General features: G+C 60.4%; 9 protein-coding genes, 7 pseudogenes and 1 other annotated feature. Of the genes and pseudogenes, 9 read left to right on the top strand and 7 right to left on the bottom strand.

The genetic code is table 11. The features are described from left to right. A pseudogene (locus NKI88_RS30955) lies at nt 1-75 on the bottom strand (DNA-binding response regulator); the annotation flags it as partial. A 143-nt stretch (nt 76-218) separates the two neighbouring features. Between NKI88_RS30955 and NKI88_RS30950 the strand changes: the two are divergent. Then, entirely contained in the window at nt 219-413 is a 195-nt protein-coding gene (locus NKI88_RS30950; RefSeq protein WP_352659176.1) for an acyl carrier protein, read from the top strand. Here the strand turns inward: NKI88_RS30950 and NKI88_RS30945 are convergent. From NKI88_RS30945 to NKI88_RS30935, 3 genes are all read right to left on the bottom strand, one after another. Further along, nucleotides 400-885, bottom strand: coding sequence for a hypothetical protein (locus NKI88_RS30945; protein ID WP_352659174.1), 486 nt, complete (start codon nt 883-885; stop codon nt 400-402). The two genes, NKI88_RS30950 and NKI88_RS30945, sit on opposite strands and share 14 nt — an antisense overlap. Before the next feature lie 265 nt (nt 886-1150). Next, nucleotides 1151-1681, bottom strand: a complete 531-nt coding sequence (locus NKI88_RS30940) for a hypothetical protein (protein WP_352515487.1) — start codon at nt 1679-1681, stop codon at nt 1151-1153. A gap of 110 nt (nt 1682-1791) precedes the next feature. Beyond that, nucleotides 1792-2679 carry a hypothetical protein gene (locus NKI88_RS30935; protein WP_352659172.1) on the bottom strand — a complete coding sequence of 296 codons (888 nt, stop codon included), beginning with the start codon at nt 2677-2679 and terminating at the stop codon, nt 1792-1794. A gap of 160 nt (nt 2680-2839) precedes the next feature. On the opposite strand from NKI88_RS30935, the gene NKI88_RS30930 reads away from it, so the two are divergent. Continuing rightward, a complete protein-coding gene (locus NKI88_RS30930) occupies nt 2840-3220 on the top strand; it encodes a DUF1403 family protein (RefSeq protein ID WP_502909510.1) in 381 nt (126 codons plus the stop codon). A gap of 142 nt (nt 3221-3362) precedes the next feature. Here NKI88_RS30930 and NKI88_RS30925 read toward each other — a convergent pair. Then, nucleotides 3363-4082, bottom strand: a pseudogene (locus NKI88_RS30925) (IS6 family transposase). Between the two features lie 279 nt (nt 4083-4361). Here NKI88_RS30925 and NKI88_RS30920 point away from each other — a divergent pair. From NKI88_RS30920 to NKI88_RS30910, 3 genes and pseudogenes are all read left to right on the top strand, one after another. Further along, the gene (locus NKI88_RS30920; RefSeq protein WP_352653415.1) at nt 4362-4739 is read left to right on the top strand and encodes a flagellar export protein FliJ; all 378 of its coding nucleotides are present in this window, start codon (nt 4362-4364) and stop codon (nt 4737-4739) included. Nucleotides 4740-4939: 200 nt separating this feature from the next. Further along, nucleotides 4940-5139 (top strand): annotated as a pseudogene (locus NKI88_RS30915) (DUF1403 family protein); the annotation flags it as partial. Nucleotides 5140-5188: 49 nt separating this feature from the next. After that, nucleotides 5189-5882 (top strand): annotated as a pseudogene (locus NKI88_RS30910) (IS6 family transposase). Nucleotides 5883-6009: 127 nt separating this feature from the next. On the opposite strand, the gene NKI88_RS30905 reads toward NKI88_RS30910, so the two are convergent. Beyond that, entirely contained in the window at nt 6010-7929 is a 1920-nt protein-coding gene (locus tag NKI88_RS30905; RefSeq protein WP_352659170.1) for a potassium transporter Kup, read from the bottom strand. 504 nt (nt 7930-8433) lie between these two features. Here NKI88_RS30905 and NKI88_RS30900 point away from each other — a divergent pair. Further along, nucleotides 8434-9358, top strand: a pseudogene (locus tag NKI88_RS30900) (IS3 family transposase); the annotation flags it as partial. Beyond that, nucleotides 8718-8834: a sequence feature (AL1L pseudoknot), on the top strand. (Overlaps the previous pseudogene by 117 nt.) Before the next feature lie 27 nt (nt 9359-9385). Here NKI88_RS30900 and NKI88_RS31890 read toward each other — a convergent pair. Next, nucleotides 9386-10747 (bottom strand): annotated as a pseudogene (locus NKI88_RS31890) (IS30 family transposase); the annotation flags it as partial. A gap of 30 nt (nt 10748-10777) precedes the next feature. Between NKI88_RS31890 and NKI88_RS30885 the strand changes: the two are divergent. The 3 genes and pseudogenes from NKI88_RS30885 to virD4 form a co-directional block, all read left to right on the top strand. Beyond that, nucleotides 10778-11080: pseudogene (locus NKI88_RS30885) on the top strand (integrase core domain-containing protein); the annotation flags it as partial. Between the two features lie 301 nt (nt 11081-11381). Then, nucleotides 11382-12158 carry a hypothetical protein gene (locus NKI88_RS30880; protein WP_352515483.1) on the top strand — a complete coding sequence of 259 codons (777 nt, stop codon included), beginning with the start codon at nt 11382-11384 and terminating at the stop codon, nt 12156-12158. Nucleotides 12159-12405: 247 nt separating this feature from the next. Then, entirely contained in the window at nt 12406-14151 is a 1746-nt protein-coding gene (virD4, locus tag NKI88_RS30875) for a type IV secretion system ATPase VirD4 (protein ID WP_352659168.1), read from the top strand. The last annotated feature ends 747 nt before the right edge of the window (nt 14152-14898 follow it).

Raw genomic sequence — 14898 nt, 5'->3', positions numbered from 1 at the left:
GGCATGCATCGTGAGATACTCGGCGATGAGGCGCCGCATTGCGGCATCATCGTCAATGACAAGAACATGTTTCAACGGCACACCTCGCTTTGGGGGTTGCGCCCCGATCAGGGTTGCATTACCTGAATCTGCAAGCAAAAGGCATGTATTAGTGATGACATTAAATTGAACAACTGGTTCTCAAAACCCTCAACGCTCTAGTTGCCGAAAAAGTAGAGGTGTCGATGACAACCCGAATGCGGGATCTCGGCCTCCACAGCCTCGACTATAACGAGCTTGCTACGGCGATCGAGAGCCGACTTGGCTGGTTTGTCGACGATTACAAGCTCTGGCAATACGAGTCCGTAAGGCATGTCGCCGACGCCGTCGCCAGTCAGGAGTTGCGCACCCCTGGCCTGGTCAGGACATGTTAAGCGGAACCACCAGCAGTGCGGCAAGTGCTGGAGTAGTGCTGTAGGCACAGGTTACGGTGAGGCCAGCTTGGGCCGTTGCTCCGCTGTGGTTTCTATTCGTGACTGGTGCGTTTGAGAACTGTTGGGTCAGCCCGGTCCATGTCGCAGTGCCGATGCCCCCATTGGTGGCGTTGCCCGCAATTGCGATCGCTGCGCCCAGGGCACCAATGCTGACGGTCGTTGTCAGGCCACCCGTTGAATTGTTGTCAGAGGCAACAGTGCCCACCACACCATCCCAATTGGTGGTCGTATAGACCGACATGTAGTCACGGAACACGCTCTCACTATACGTGGTCACGATCGTTGCCGTCGTACCGGTTGGCACGAGGGCTGACCACATTGACAGATAGACCACACCAGAATTGAAGATGCTTTCCACCTGAGCGAGAAGGGTGGCAGCCACACCCCCAATCGTCATACTGTTGACGGTCACTGCACTTTCGGTGTCAGTGGTCTCAGTTGTCACGATGACACGACGATTAGCGTGTGGCGCGACAACAAGCGGAATGCTGGTGTGGGTGTAAACGGTCGTGGCAGTCGAGTCTTCGTGAGTGCCACCAGATCTATCGGGAACATTTTCTCCCAGACGCCCGAGCTGCGCACATAGACCTGTCGAGCCTTGGTCCAGAGGCTTGAGATTTTCACCCAGACGGCGCTGGCCGCCCCCCAGACCCCGGAGGCTTTGACGTAAAGGGCCATTACGGCTGCACCCAGAAATCACCGTCCACGCCGCCAGAAGGGGCAGCGGCCGAGATCGTGACGCTGCGATTTGCCATCGTGCCGACGCCGAGAAGCGCCTTGGTCTGGGCAATGGACTGCGGTGGACGATAATTGTCCCCGGTGCCGTCACTCGACGCGCGACCGACGAAGCTCGTCACAGCGTCGGCACCTGTGGCGTAGGTCGAGCGGTACAAACGCGTCGTGATATCACCAGCGCCATCGCGCTGAGTGACCGTGCCGGCCGTTCCAGTCTGATCCATCGAAGCGCCGCCGAGCTTTGCGCTGTCAACGGCCTGAGCGGTTGCACCAAGCTTGCCCCTAACCGTCGTCGTCAGATCGGTGATCTGCTTCTGCAGCTTGCCCAGTGCCGACAACACCGTGTCGGCCGCGGTGATCACGCCTCCCGTGGCGGTCGACAGACCCGTCAGGGCCGCGGTGATGACCGTGGCGGCAAAGTTCGAGATCGTGGCGGCCAGCTGGGTGCCGGTATGGGTCGAACGATCGCGCAAACTCGCGTCGGTAGCATTGGCGGTCGCGGCCGACGCAATACCGGCGAGCTTCGTTTTCTCCGTCGCCGTTTAGGCTTTGTTGGTCGTGCCGTCACTGATATCGTCGGCGGTCAGAATGACAGCACCAGTGCGGCCTGCGATCGACAGCACGGCGTCGGTGTAGTCTTCCTTGAACCAGTTGGCTGCGAAGGTCGTGGCCGAGGCGTTGGCGGCGTTGGCGACGATACGATCGCCGTTGGCAACGTCTGACCCTTGACGGTGCCACCGGTCGAGACGATGTAGGTGAAGCCGGCCTGGGCCACGCCAGCGCCGGGGAAGCTGCCAACAGAGGCGTCCCAGGTGCCCTTGAGGATAATCGCCTGATCGAGCCCGAGCACCTTCGCGCGCAGATCGTCCAGGTCCACGTTGCCGGTAACCGTGATGAAGCCAAGCTTGGCACTCATGGCGGTCGTAAAGGTGCCGGTCGTGCCAATCAGAGCTGCGTTGTAAGCTTGGACCGAGGCACCAACAGCAGCGCTGATGCGCGCGTCGGCTGCTGTTGAGACGTTCGAGATCGTGGTGGCCAGCTGGGTGCGGGTGTGGATTGAGCGATCGCGCAGCGCTGCATCAGTCGCATTGGTGGTGGCACCTGATGCGACACCATCGAGTTTGGCCTTGTCCGCGCCCGACATGAAGCCGGAAGCTCCAGTGGTTGCGTCAGCGTGCGAGTGGGCCGCTGGTGGGAACGTCACCGGCTTGTCCGTGATGCCGGCCCACGGCGCGCTGTCAGCAATATCGGCGGCGGTGACCTTACCATCAGCGTTGGTGTCGTAGTCCACCTTCTCCATGTCACCGGTGCCGGTGCCAGCGGCGCCGCGCACGTCAACCGCGTCAGCCATGATAGCCGTGAGGCCCGTCGCGCCGATGTAGTCGCCGGTAGCGGGCTTGGTCCCGGTGCCGCCTACCCAGTCAGCAACCTGGAAAACACGTCTGGCCCCGTCCACGACGAGGCTGGGCACGATTGACCAGCCCTTATCTCCCTGGTCGCCCTTGAGGCCCTTGGTGTTGAAGCGGAGGGTCCAGGCGGTAGCCCCCCGTCTTTTTTAGACATTCGCGGCGTCGGAGAAAGCGAAATCACCAACGTGGCCATCGGCGTTGGCCGGGGCGCCGATCGTATGGATGATCTCCCTCCGCACCCTTGGGACCGACGCGTCTCCCGGGGTCGGGCTGTCCGCTCTCGCGGCACCGGTGCCGTCCTCGCTGCGCCGGGCAGTCCCCGATGCGCAAACCGTTGAAGATGCTGGGATCGCATGCGGCGCCGCGATCGCCACGCTCGATGCGGTCGTGCGCCGGGATGAAAAATGGGCCGGCGCCTGGCGGCAGCGCCTCGCACTCGGCGCGGCCGCGGCGACGGTGCGGCAGGCGGGCCGCACCGAGGACGAGGCCGCGCTGCGCGACGCCGTGCTGCTGCTCACACGACCGGGCGACAATGCCGGGCCCGCCGGCATGTGCTGCTCGCCGGGCGCGGGCTATCAGCCCGGTCCGCGGCGGAGCTTCTGACGGAGCAAAACCTCGCCGCGGCATTGGAGGAATTCGGCTTTTTTGCCCGCGCGTCGGTTTTGGCGATTTGACGACATAGGCTTGTTGGCCGGGCTTGTCACGTTGTCTGAAATTGGCCGGCCGAGGGCTGCTGCTGCAGAATTCATGCGGGCGTTCCAGTCACGGCCTTCGATTCGGCGATGGCTTGCAGGCGATGAACATGTATGGCGAGAGCAGAACGTTTGGGGCGGGGCGGGACGAAGAGGTTGCGGAGGGCTGACAAGGTCGAGACGAAGCGTTGCAGGCCTCCCGGCGATCGGACCCCTGCATCATCCGCTCCCGTTTTCGCGGCGGCACATGGGAATTCTCCGCTCCGTTGTTCAACCCCTTGTGCGACCGGTGCTTGACGTCCGGCATCACCTGTCGCTTTGCCGCTCCATACGAGCGCAGCTGGTCGGTGATCATGCGCTTCGGCGCGAGCCCCTGCTTCTTCAACAGCCGCGTCAGCAAGCGCTTGGCGGCCTTGGTGTTGCGGCGGTTTTGCACGATTTCGTCCAGCATATATCCATCCTGGTCGACGGCGCGCCACAACCAAAGCTTTTTGCCGGGCGATGGTGACGACCACTTCGTTCAGGTACCAGACATCATTCCGGCACGGCGGCTTGCGGCGCAAGCAGCGAGCGCAGTCCAACCCGAACTTGATGCCCCACCGGCGACTTGTCTCATACGAAACCACGATGCCGCGTTCCAGCAGCATTTCCTCAACCAGGCGCAAGCTCAGCGGAAACCGGAAATAAAGCCAGACCGCGTGGGCGATAATAGGCGGCGGAAATCGGGGGGCGTGTAGCTGACGGCGGGCGTATTCATGCCCCCCGGCGTCCATGTCGCAAATCTTGACTATTGCTTTGTGTGTCAAGCCCGCCGCAGGTCTCAACGCGTTCATATGCAGACATTGTGAAAATCGCCCTATTCCGCCTTTTTTTACCGCCCCTTAAGTCCCCCGCTCGCATGCTTGTCGATGCCATTGAACTCATAGCCATCGGCCAAGGATTTTGGAAAATATGTTTCCGCTCGCAGCAGAAAACCTGAGAGTCGCTGTAGGCCTAACGTTAAGGGGAGAGAGCGGTTTGATTGGACGAAATGGGTACCGGAGTACCGAGTCATGAAGCCACGAGGTAATCTGGTCCGACTGAAGCAATTTCAGGTGAATGAGAAGCGGCGACAGTTGCACCAGCTAGACATCATGATTGCCGATTTCGAACGCATGGCGCGAGAACTGGACTTCCAGATAAACGCCGAGGAAACGAAGGCCGGCATCTCCGATGTCAATCATTTCGCTTATCCGACGTTCGCCAAGGCCGCTCGCCTACGTCGTGACAACGTCAAGAATTCGCAATCGGACCTTCTGCGGCAGAGAACCGCAGCCGCGCAATGCCTCGCCGAGGCTGAAGCAGAGCTCTCCAAGGCGCAAATGCTAGAATCGCGCAGCGGCAGAGGCCACGACCTCGAACCCGGCAACCGAAGCGCCATGATCGGCTGAGCCGGACGGCTTCAGCGCGCCTCAATTCGCGACACCGACTGGCCGTTGGCGCGCGAGAGGCGTGCGGGCATTGTAAAGATATCAGCGTCTTGATGAAGCGATAGCTGGCCGGCACGGCTGTCATGCTGCGGCGACATACGCGATTTTATTCCAGATTTGCATAGCGGCGTTACGCAGGTATTGGGGGAAAGTGGAACTGGTTGGCAATCGGAGCATCGGTGGAGACGAACCGCTGCCGGCGGACCGGCGCCTGGCGGCAACGCCTGGCGCTTTCGGCGGCGGCGGTAACGGCAAAGCAGGCTGGCCGCGTCGAGGATGAAGCGGCCCCTGCGCGATGCCGTTCTGCTCACGGCCGGGAGACGGGGTCGGCCCCGCCGGCCGGATGCTGCTCGCTTGGCGCGGCACCGTAAAGTCAACCGACAGCTATGAAGATGTGCGTACATTGGGCCATGTCAGAAGTTGCTCGTGGTCCGCTCTATGGTCGCCACCGCTTTCCCCCGAGATCATTGCGCACGCGGTATGGCTCTACTTTCGCTTTCCGCTCAGCCTGCGCATGGTTGAAGGCATGCTGGCGGCCCGCGGCATCATCGTCACGCATCAGAACGTTCGAAGCTGCGCGGAGAAATTCGGACGGAATTTCGCCCGAGAGATCAAGCGACGGTCAGCCGGCTGCCTGGGCGACAAATGGCATCTCGACGAATGTGTCGTGGCTATCAGTGGCAAGAAGCAGTGGCTCTGGCGTGCCGTCGATCAGGACGGCTTCGTCCTCGAAGTGCTGGTACAAAGCCGCCGAAATGCCAAGGCGGCAAAGCGTCTGATGCGCAAGTTGAAGGCTCAAGGGCGGACACCACGGATCATGATCACCGACAAGCTCCGATCCTATGATGCCGCCATGCGCGACCTCATGCCCGGCGTCGAACACCGGTCGCACACAGGCCTGAATTATCGAGCGGAAAATTCGCACCAGCGGCCCGACGACGCGAAAGGATCATGAAACGCTTCAAGTCGGCACGCCAGCTTCAGCGGTTCGTTTCCATCCATGATCCGATTGCCGACCTGCTCCACTTTCCCTGCAATGCGCTGTCATCGGCTCAACATCGAGACCTGCGTAACGCCGCCATGCATTGTGTCGCCACAGCGTGACAGCCGTCCCGGCCAGCTATCGCTGCATCAAGCCGCTGAAACTTACAGTGCCGGGCGCGCTGCTACCTGAATTTCCTTACCGCTCAATCAATGTGACAGCACCGATTCTTCTCAACCGCGGCATGCCCTAAATCGTCACTTGCGTTCCGATCTCGACGACGCGTCCGGTCGGGATCTGGAAATATTCGGTCGCATCGGCGGCCGTGCGTGCCAGGCCGATGAACAGCTTGTCCTGCCACACCGGCATGCCCGAATTGGGCGAGGCTTTGAGCGAGCGCCTCGACAGGAAGAAGGATGTCGTCATGATGTCAAACTTCCAGCCTTGCTTGCGGCAGGTCGCCAGCGCGCGCGGAATGTTGGGCTGCTCCATATAGCCGAAGGTCAGCGTCACCCGCATGAACAACTCGTTGACTGTCTCCATCTTGACCCGCTCGCTGTCGGGCACCAGCGGCTGCGGCGCGGTGACCACCGACAGAATGACGTTCTGCTCGTGCAGCACCTTGTAGTGCTTCAGGCTGTGCATCAGCGCTGTCGGCGCGCTTTGCGGATCGCTGGTCAGGAACACGGCGGTGCCGGACACCAGCTGCGGCTTCTTCTTCAACAGATTGCCGGCGAGGAAATCGAGCGGGATTTCGTTGCGCCGGGTCTTGTCGAACAGATAGCGGCTGCCGCGCACCCAGGTCCACATCGCCAGAACGATGGTGAAGGCCACCGCAAGCGACGCCCAGCCGCCCTCGAACACCTTGACGATGTTGGAGGCAAAGAAGCCGATGTCGATGAACGCGAACACCGCCGTCATCGCCACCGCCACCCACAGGCGCCATTTCCAAATGCGCGTCATGACGACGAACAGCAGCACCGTCGTCACCAGCATGTTGCCGGTCACTGAGATGCCATAGGCGGAGGCCAGCTTGCTCGATTCGCCGAAACCGACGACCAGCAACATCACCGCCAACGCCAGCAACAGATTGACGCGCGGCATGTAGATCTGGCCCGACTGACGTTCCGACGTGTGCAGGATTTCGAGGCGCGGCAGCATATTGAGCTGCACCGCCTGCCGGGTCAGCGAGAAGGCGCCGGAGATGACCGCCTGGCTAGCGATAACCGTCGCCGCGGTTGCCAATACCACCATCGGGATCAGCGTCCAGCCTTCGTTCATCTCGAAGAATGGATGGCCGACGACGCCGTTCTTGGCCAGCACGAAGGCGCCTTGCCCGGCATAATTGAGCAGCAGGCAGGGAAACACGATCGCCAGCCAGGCCAGCACGATCGGCTTGCGGCCGAAATGGCCGAGATCGGCATAGAGTGCTTCGGCGCCGGTGACGGCGAGGAAGATGGCGCCGATGGTCACGAAAGCGACGTCGGGCGAATTGATCAGGAAGGCGACGATGTAGTGCGGGCTCACCGCCCACAGGATTTCTGGATCGGCGATGATGTGGTTGAGACCGGAAAGGCCAATTGCCAGGAACCATACGGCGGTCACCGGGCCGAACACCAATCCCACCCCGCCGGTGCCAAAGCGCTGCACCGCGAACACCATGGCCAGGATGACCAGTGTCAGCGGCACCACATAGGGCTGGAAGGTCGGCGTGACGACGTTCATACCCTCGACCGCCGACAGCACCGAAATCGCGGGCGTGATGACCGCGTCGCCGAAAAACAGCGAGGCGCCGACGATGCCGATGCCCAGGATCACCGCCGACCGCTTGGGGAAACTGCCGCGCGGTAGCGCCATCAGCGACAGCACGCCGCCCTCGCCGCCGTTATCGGCGCGCAGCACGAACATGATGTACTTGATGGTGACGATGATAGTCAGCGACCAGATGATCAGCGACAGCACGCCGAGGATATCGCCGCGCTCGGCGACATTGCCGCCCGACGACGCCACCAGCGCCTCACGGAACGCGTAGATCGGGCTGGTGCCAATATCGCCATAGACAACGCCGAGCGCGCCTAGCATCAGCACCTTGGTGCTGTGCTGTTCGATTTCGGGATGGCTCGATTGTTCGACGGGTTCTGCCTCGCTACCAGCATTGGTAAGGGCCATGGACGACACTCCGATAAGGGGCGGCCCTCTACCTTTGCTGCACTGCAATATCAAGTGCCGCGACGTAATGGCTCCGTATGCGGACCGCATTTGTTGCCGCAACCGGCGGATTGTCTCATACGAAACCACGATCCCGCTCCCGGGCCATTTCCTCGACGAGACACAGGCTCAAGGGGACCTGAAGGAGGGCCAGACCGGATGGGCGATGATCTGCGGTAGGAAACGATGGCGCTGCTTGTAGCTGACGGCATATCTTTCTACTTTGTGTGTCTGCCAGACGAGCGGGCGGGCACGGAAGTGGTCGCGCTCTGGCTGCCAGACATACTCGTCCAACCTGATGAAAACCTGACTTGTACACCCAGCCCAAACAGGTGCGAGGGGTCGGTCTATTACCAAAGGCTCTGAGGGCTGATTCTCTAGGGTTCCCGCCCAGATTGATCCGTGACCCTTGTTGTGAACCGCGCCGGGTTGATCGGAGGCTCCAACTCCTGAGAAGGTGGAACCATGACAAGCAAGACGACCAACAAGTTCTCTCCCGAGGTCCGGGCCCGCGCGGTGCGGCTGGTTCTGGATCACGAATGCGAGCATACGTCGCGGTGGGCGGCGGTTTCATCGATCGCCGCCAAGATCGGCTGCACGGCGCAGACGCTGCATGAGGGGGTGGAGAAGGCCGAGCGCGACAGTGGCGTGCAAGTCGGTGTGCCTACGGATGTGGCGACGAAACTCAAGGCTTTGGAACGCGAGAGCCGCGAGCTTCGCCAGGCCAACGAGATCCTTCGCAAGGCTTCCGCGTATTTTGCCCAGGCGAAGCTCGACCGCCGGTTCAGGCCACGATCGCGTTCATCGACGCTCACCGCAAGGCGCATGGGGTCGAGCCGATCTGCAAGGTGCTGCCGATCGCCCGGTCGACCTACCACGACCATGTCGCCAAGCGCGTCGACCCCTGCCGGCTGTCGGCTCGGGCAAGATGGGATACAGCCTCGAAGGATGAGGTCCGACGGTTTGAGGCGAACTTCCGCGTCTACGGCGTTCGCAAGGTCTGGCGGCGGTTGCGTCGCGAGGGCTTCGACGTCGCCCGCTGCACGGTTGCCCGCTTGATGAAGGCCATGGGCCTCGAAGGCATCGTCCGCCGATCCGCACTACGGTGAGCAACAAGGCCGCACCTTGCCCTCTCGACCACGTCAACCGCCAGTTCCACTGCTCCGCGCCGAACATGCTGCGGGTCTCCGACTTCACCTGCGTCGCGACCTGGACGGGCTTCGTCTATGTCGCCTTTGTCATCGACACCTATGCCCGTCGGATCGTCGGCTGGCGGGTGAGCCGGACGGCGCATGCAGCCTTCGTTCTCGATGCCCTGGAACAGGCTCTCCATGATCGGCGGCCCGTGCAGGGAGGCGGGCTCATCCATCACAGCGATAGAGGCAGCCAAGGCGGATTCAACCGGATCGTCGCAACCAAGGAGTTGGTCGAGGAGTTCGGCAGGTGTTTTCCAGCCGAGCGTTTTGCGCGGTCTTGTGTTGATAGCATGGGCGACTGCGTCCCGTTCCCGGGCTGTGTGCCGACTGAGATCCGTGCCCTTTGGAAAGTACTGTCTCAGCAAGCCGTTTGGTGTTTTCGTTGGAGTCTCGCTGCCACGGGCTTGGGGATCGCAGAAGAAAATCTCGAGCCCGGTGTCGATGCGCAGGTCGGCTGCTGCGCCATTTCCGCTCCATGGTCCCAAGTCAGCGACTGACGCAGTTGCTCGGGAAGTTTGCCCATGGATCGGGCTATGGCTCTGCGGACTGCTTCAGCGCCGTGGCCGGCAAGTGGTGGACCGTTCTTGATGCGCATGCTCTGCTGATAGCCATGCATGCGCGGCAGGTGAAGCACGCATTGTGAAGCGTGAACTTCGTTCCACGAGCGTACCGATCGCCTAGCTTCCGAGGCCAAGGATGAGGTCGCCTTCCCAATGTCCGGGGACAGCCCGATCGGCAATTTCGGCCGGACGGTCGCTTATTATAAGGGCGTCTCCAACGAAGGACTTGTTGCGAACTCGGGCCCGTTCGCGCGGTACGCGCAACGCTCGGCCTGAACGCAGACATGCGGTAAGTCCTCGGCGCAATGCTCCGCGTCCTTGAATGTACAAGGACTGATAGATCGTCTCTTGGCTGATCCGCATGGTTTGATCCTCTGGGTAATCGATCTGAAGCCGATTTAGCGATCTGCTCGGGGCTCCAGGCTGCCGACCACCTCCGGCTCTGTCGTTTTTTCCATACCCACCTTGGGGCCCTCGAATGAGGCGCCATTGGGATTGGTGACTTTGCCGGCCAAGCGCTCCTCAACATATTCACGCAGAGCCGGATTGACCGCCAGCTTGCCAGGAGGCCGGCGGGACTCACGATCGGCGTGCCATTGGGCGGCACTGGCCGGTAATCCAGATTGCCGCTGCGCGTCGCGGCATTGCGCCTGACCTCCCGCGAGATTGTGCTCGGCGGCCGACCTAGCTTACGAGCAATGGCCCGGATGCGGATTCCCTTGGCAAGCTCAAGCGCAATATCCTCGCGCTCCCGAAAGAAAGATATCGCCCCGAAGGCGGCTTCGCCCACGGCGCCAAATGCGTTGGCGGCATCCCTCCTGCACTCCGAAACCAGCGCGGACCAAGAGGCGTTGATGTACCGGCATCCAGTGCGGCCTCCTCGCTCGAATGTCCCAAGGCAATAGCTTGCCAGAACCGGAAGCGATTCTCACGCTGCCAGGCAGGCGGACGCCCGGGCGAATCCAGCTTCTTTCGAGTGCACCGATCTAAGCGCGTTGGTGAACCGTCATTGCAACCTCCAATCCCTTGGTGTTGCGACGACCGGTTGAATCCGCCCAACACGTCAGCATTCAATACACCGAGCGCTTGGCGGAGGCCGGCGTCGAACCCGCAGTGGGCAGTGTCGGCGACTCTTTCGATAATGCTCTCGCCGAAACGATCAACGGTCTTTACAAGGCCGAGGTGATCCATCGACGCGGACCCTGGCGCTCATTCGAGGCCGTCGAGTTCGCCACGCTCGAATGGGTCGACTGCTTCAACAATCGCTGGCTGCTGGAGCCCATCGGCAACATCCCGCCGGCCGAAGCCGAGGAACGCTACTACGCCATGTTGGATGAACCAGCCATAGCCGCGTGACTCAAACGAAACGGCCTCCGGAATGCCCAGGGCAGTTCACATCGCATTTGATGCCAGCTTCATCGTATTTTCTTCGGCTTGGACGGGCACTTGGCAGACCCACAGAGCTGGGAACCCTTTGCCATACTACAACTGTAACATCATATCGGTTTAGCAGGTCAAGCTTCGGTGGTAACCTCATTGGGTAGAATAACTACTTTGGAGGCGAGCAATGGATCGCGATAACAAACGGGCACGTGCAGCTGCAAGATCATCTCAAGGCGTGGGGAGCAGTAGCCTCCGTGACGTTCCAGAGGGGCCATTGAGCGATGTTGCAGAACGGCTGGTAACCGCTAACCCGCGCGATACAGCGCGAAATCTTGGGGGCTTCAAAGGCCTCGGGACGCACGAGCGAACAGCCGTTCGGGGCACTCAACCCGGGCCAGAAACCGACCTCGCGAGATTTGAAAGGCGGACCAATCGGCTTGGACGATCAGCCATCAATCTGGCCGCGACATTAACAGCCGAATTGGGGTACAGCACGGATGACATAGCATTGCAGAAAGTCGGAGCGGCCAGTAATCTAGGCGATTACCTAACGCCAGGGCTGCAAGATGCTATTGTTAATCGCATTGGCAACATGGATCCGCCGTCGCAAGCTCTCGGAGCTTATTACGTTGCGCCACACTTCAGTAAGTTTACTGACGAAAATAAATCTCGCATTCTTGATCAGGCCATTGGATTGGCTTCTTCTGATCCGGATGGCAATGTCAGAAACATGGCATCCAATGCTATTCTCAACATGTATCCCCAGTTAGACGCAAATCAACAGGCCCAAGCTCACTCAGTTTTTCCCGGCATGCAAGACATCTTGCCGCACATGCCGCCGCCGCAGCATGCAGCAGAGGAACGGAGTGCGAATCTGGACGGCCACATAGCAGGTATTGAGGCTGCAGTCCGTGATACAGTAGGCCCGCAAACCTCCTATGAACAGCTGCAGCGGGGTGCTCAAATCGGGCGGTCCATAAACCACGCCTTCAATCACGCCCGAGAGGACCTAATGGAGGCCACCAGAAGCAGAGATCGCTCCGGCCGTTGAGGTCTCGGCCATGGTACAGTGACGCTTTCTCTCCCGAAATCCGTTTACGGCCTTGCCGTTTCCAATTCGCTGGCCGTTGACGTACCTGCTTAGTGTAACTTTCAAAAACCACGTCTGCCGGGTGATGCGCTGCAAGCATCGCACCACCCACTGCGGCATCGATCTGTCGAGCGGCGACATCGCGCGACGCCGGTTCGGTCTCTGAAGCACGCGCAGCATTAGCTACGGCTAATCCGGCAATGGAACAATGCTTTCAACAAAAACGACGCCCCCCAACATAGCCATTAGCATCGCGTGCTCACTCGCCGTGGGCTTCTGTGCGGCAAGTCTTTACGCAACCTTCCGCCACGGCGGCAGCGGCGAGGCTCTGATGGCGTTTGATGTCCGTGCCTTTTGGTTTGAGACGCCCTTGTATTTGGGTTTCGCAACCCCCGTTTTCTATCGGGGCGCGGCTATCGTGCTCTCGACGTCCGCGGTCGTCTTGCTGATTCAGCAGATCGTATTGCGCCGCAAGCTCGAACACCACGGGACGGCTCGTTGGGCTCGAGTGGATGAAATGCGACGCACGGGATATCTGCGACGATACCGTGGCGTGACAGGGCCGGTGTTTGGGAAGACAAGTGGCCCTTTCTGGCCTGGCTACTACCTGACCAATGGCGAGCAGCCTCACAGCCTCATCGTTGCACCGACCCGCGCTGGCAAGGGCGTCGGCATAGTCATTCCAACGCTACTTACATTCAAAGGCTCGGTGATAGCTCTGGACGTCAAGGGGGAGCTCTTTGAGCTCACCTCGAGGGCGCGCAAAGCCGCAGGTGACGACGTGTTTAAATTCGCGCCGCTGGATTCGGAGCGGCGCACAAACTGCTACAATCCGCTGTTGGATCTTATAGCGTTGCCTCCACAGCAGCAATTCACCGAAGCCCGCCGCTTGGCCGCAAACCTGATTACGGCCAAGGGGGAGGGCGCGGAAGGTTTCGTCAGCGGCGCGCGAGATATCTTTGTCGCGGGAATCCTTGCCTGCATCGAGCGGGGCACGCCAACAATCGGCGCCGTCTATGACCTCTTCGCCCAGCCGGGGGAGAAGTTTAAGCTCTTCGCGCGACTCGCCATGGAGACCCAGAACAAAGAGGCACAACGCATCTTCGACGACATGGCGGGGAACGATACGAAAATCCTAACCTCCTACACTTCCGTGCTCGGCGATGGCGGGCTCAACCTGTGGGCGGATCCCGCTGTAAAGGCGGCCACAAGTCGCTCGGACTTTTCGGTCTATGATCTTCGCCGTCGCAGAACGTGCATCTATCTTTGCGTTGGTCCGAACGACCTTGAGGTGATCGCGCCTTTGATACGCTTGTTTTTTCAGCAAATCGTTTCAATTCTGCAGCGGTCGCTGGCCCGTCGGGATGAAAAGCACGAGGTTCTCTTCCTGCTCGACGAGTTCAAGCACTTGGGTAAGCTGGAGGCGATCGAGACCGCAATCACGACTATCGCGGGCTACAAGGGGCGTTTCATGCTCATCATCCAAAGCCTTTCGGCACTGACGGGGGCTTATGGAGAGGCTGGCAAGCAGAATTTTCTCAGCAATACCGGACTGCAAGTGTTCATGGCCACGGCTGATGACGAGACTCCGAACTACATTTCCAAGGCCATCGGTGAATACACGTTTGAAGCCAAATCGATTTCCCACAGCCAGGCGCGAACGTTCGACTGGACCATTCAGAATTCACATCAAGGTGCACCGCTATTGCGTCCCGAACAGGTTCGGCTGCTCGATGACGACTACGAGATTGTTCTTATCAAAGGTCTGCCACCATTAAAATTGAGGAAGGTGCGTTATTTCTCGGATCGCATTCTGAAACGCATCTTTGAAAGCCAGACAGGCGCCCTCCCGGAGCCGGCGCCCTTGACGGGAGCAGAGGAGGCGCTCTCCGTAGAATCTCAACTCGATGACCCGCAGTGTGAATTGGCGCAGGACTTTGCCGATACAGTTTGATGAGGCTGGTGTGGACCCCGCGAAAAAATCCATCCCGTGTAACAGCTTTGTCGCAGGTGCAGGACGCCGGCTTGGAAGACGGGCAAGCGGTCCAGGCCCGGCGAGTGGGCTTTGAGCAGCACGTGTCCGAGGCGCTCCGGCCGCTGTTCGATGGTCGAGCTGACGAGCCGCCTACCGGTCCAGAGGAGCTTCTGCGACTGGAACAGGGGTTTCGCGAGGTGCTTCAGCGAGGGCAGGATCATCAAGCCGCCTCGTCTTTTTTCAGCGATCCAGGGATGCCCGCTGGACGGGATGACCTCAACAGAAGCGTGTCGGAGGCTTTCGCAAGCTCTGGGACGCCGGAGTTCGGGCCGCCGCCCCCAGTCTTGGCTGCCAGCCAACAGCAGATCCGCCCTTCGCCGGATGAGCTTGACCAGGGCAACCACCTGCCACCCGAGTGAGTCGTCCCAACAATGAACATTCACCAGCGCTGTTGTGGCCAGCGGAGACGCAGAGGGCCCTGAATGCGCCGCAAGCCGTCGCCATTCAGCAGCAGCTGAGCGAAATCGGCAATTCAGGCGGCCGCGTGCATATGCAGAGAGGGGCTGATGCGATCTCCGGACCGGTAGCTCTCGCCGTAATTGATCAGGCTGGTACTGTTGGAAGGCTTGATCAGCCTCGTCACCCCAATCTCCAGCATAGCTCACTGTCACGCGGCCAACGTGCCTCCGTAGCTAACATCTACGTCAGCGTTGAAGAAGTACCCTG

Source organism: Mesorhizobium sp. M0317, assembly GCF_040321555.1.
Taxonomy (GTDB): domain Bacteria; phylum Pseudomonadota; class Alphaproteobacteria; order Rhizobiales; family Rhizobiaceae; genus Mesorhizobium.
Note: the sequence above shows the minus strand (reverse complement) of the source record. Positions and strands in the feature narration are given on the sequence as shown.

Coding starts and splice junctions, on each gene's coding strand:
- NKI88_RS30930 (WP_502909510.1), top strand. CDS start 2,840: ATGATCTCCCTCCGCACCCTTGGGACCGACGCGTCTCCCGGGGTCGGG.
- NKI88_RS30920 (WP_352653415.1), top strand. CDS start 4,362: ATGAAGCCACGAGGTAATCTGGTCCGACTGAAGCAATTTCAGGTGAAT.
- NKI88_RS30905 (WP_352659170.1), bottom strand. CDS start 7,929: ATGGCCCTTACCAATGCTGGTAGCGAGGCAGAACCCGTCGAACAATCG.
- virD4 (WP_352659168.1), top strand. CDS start 12,406: ATGCTTTCAACAAAAACGACGCCCCCCAACATAGCCATTAGCATCGCG.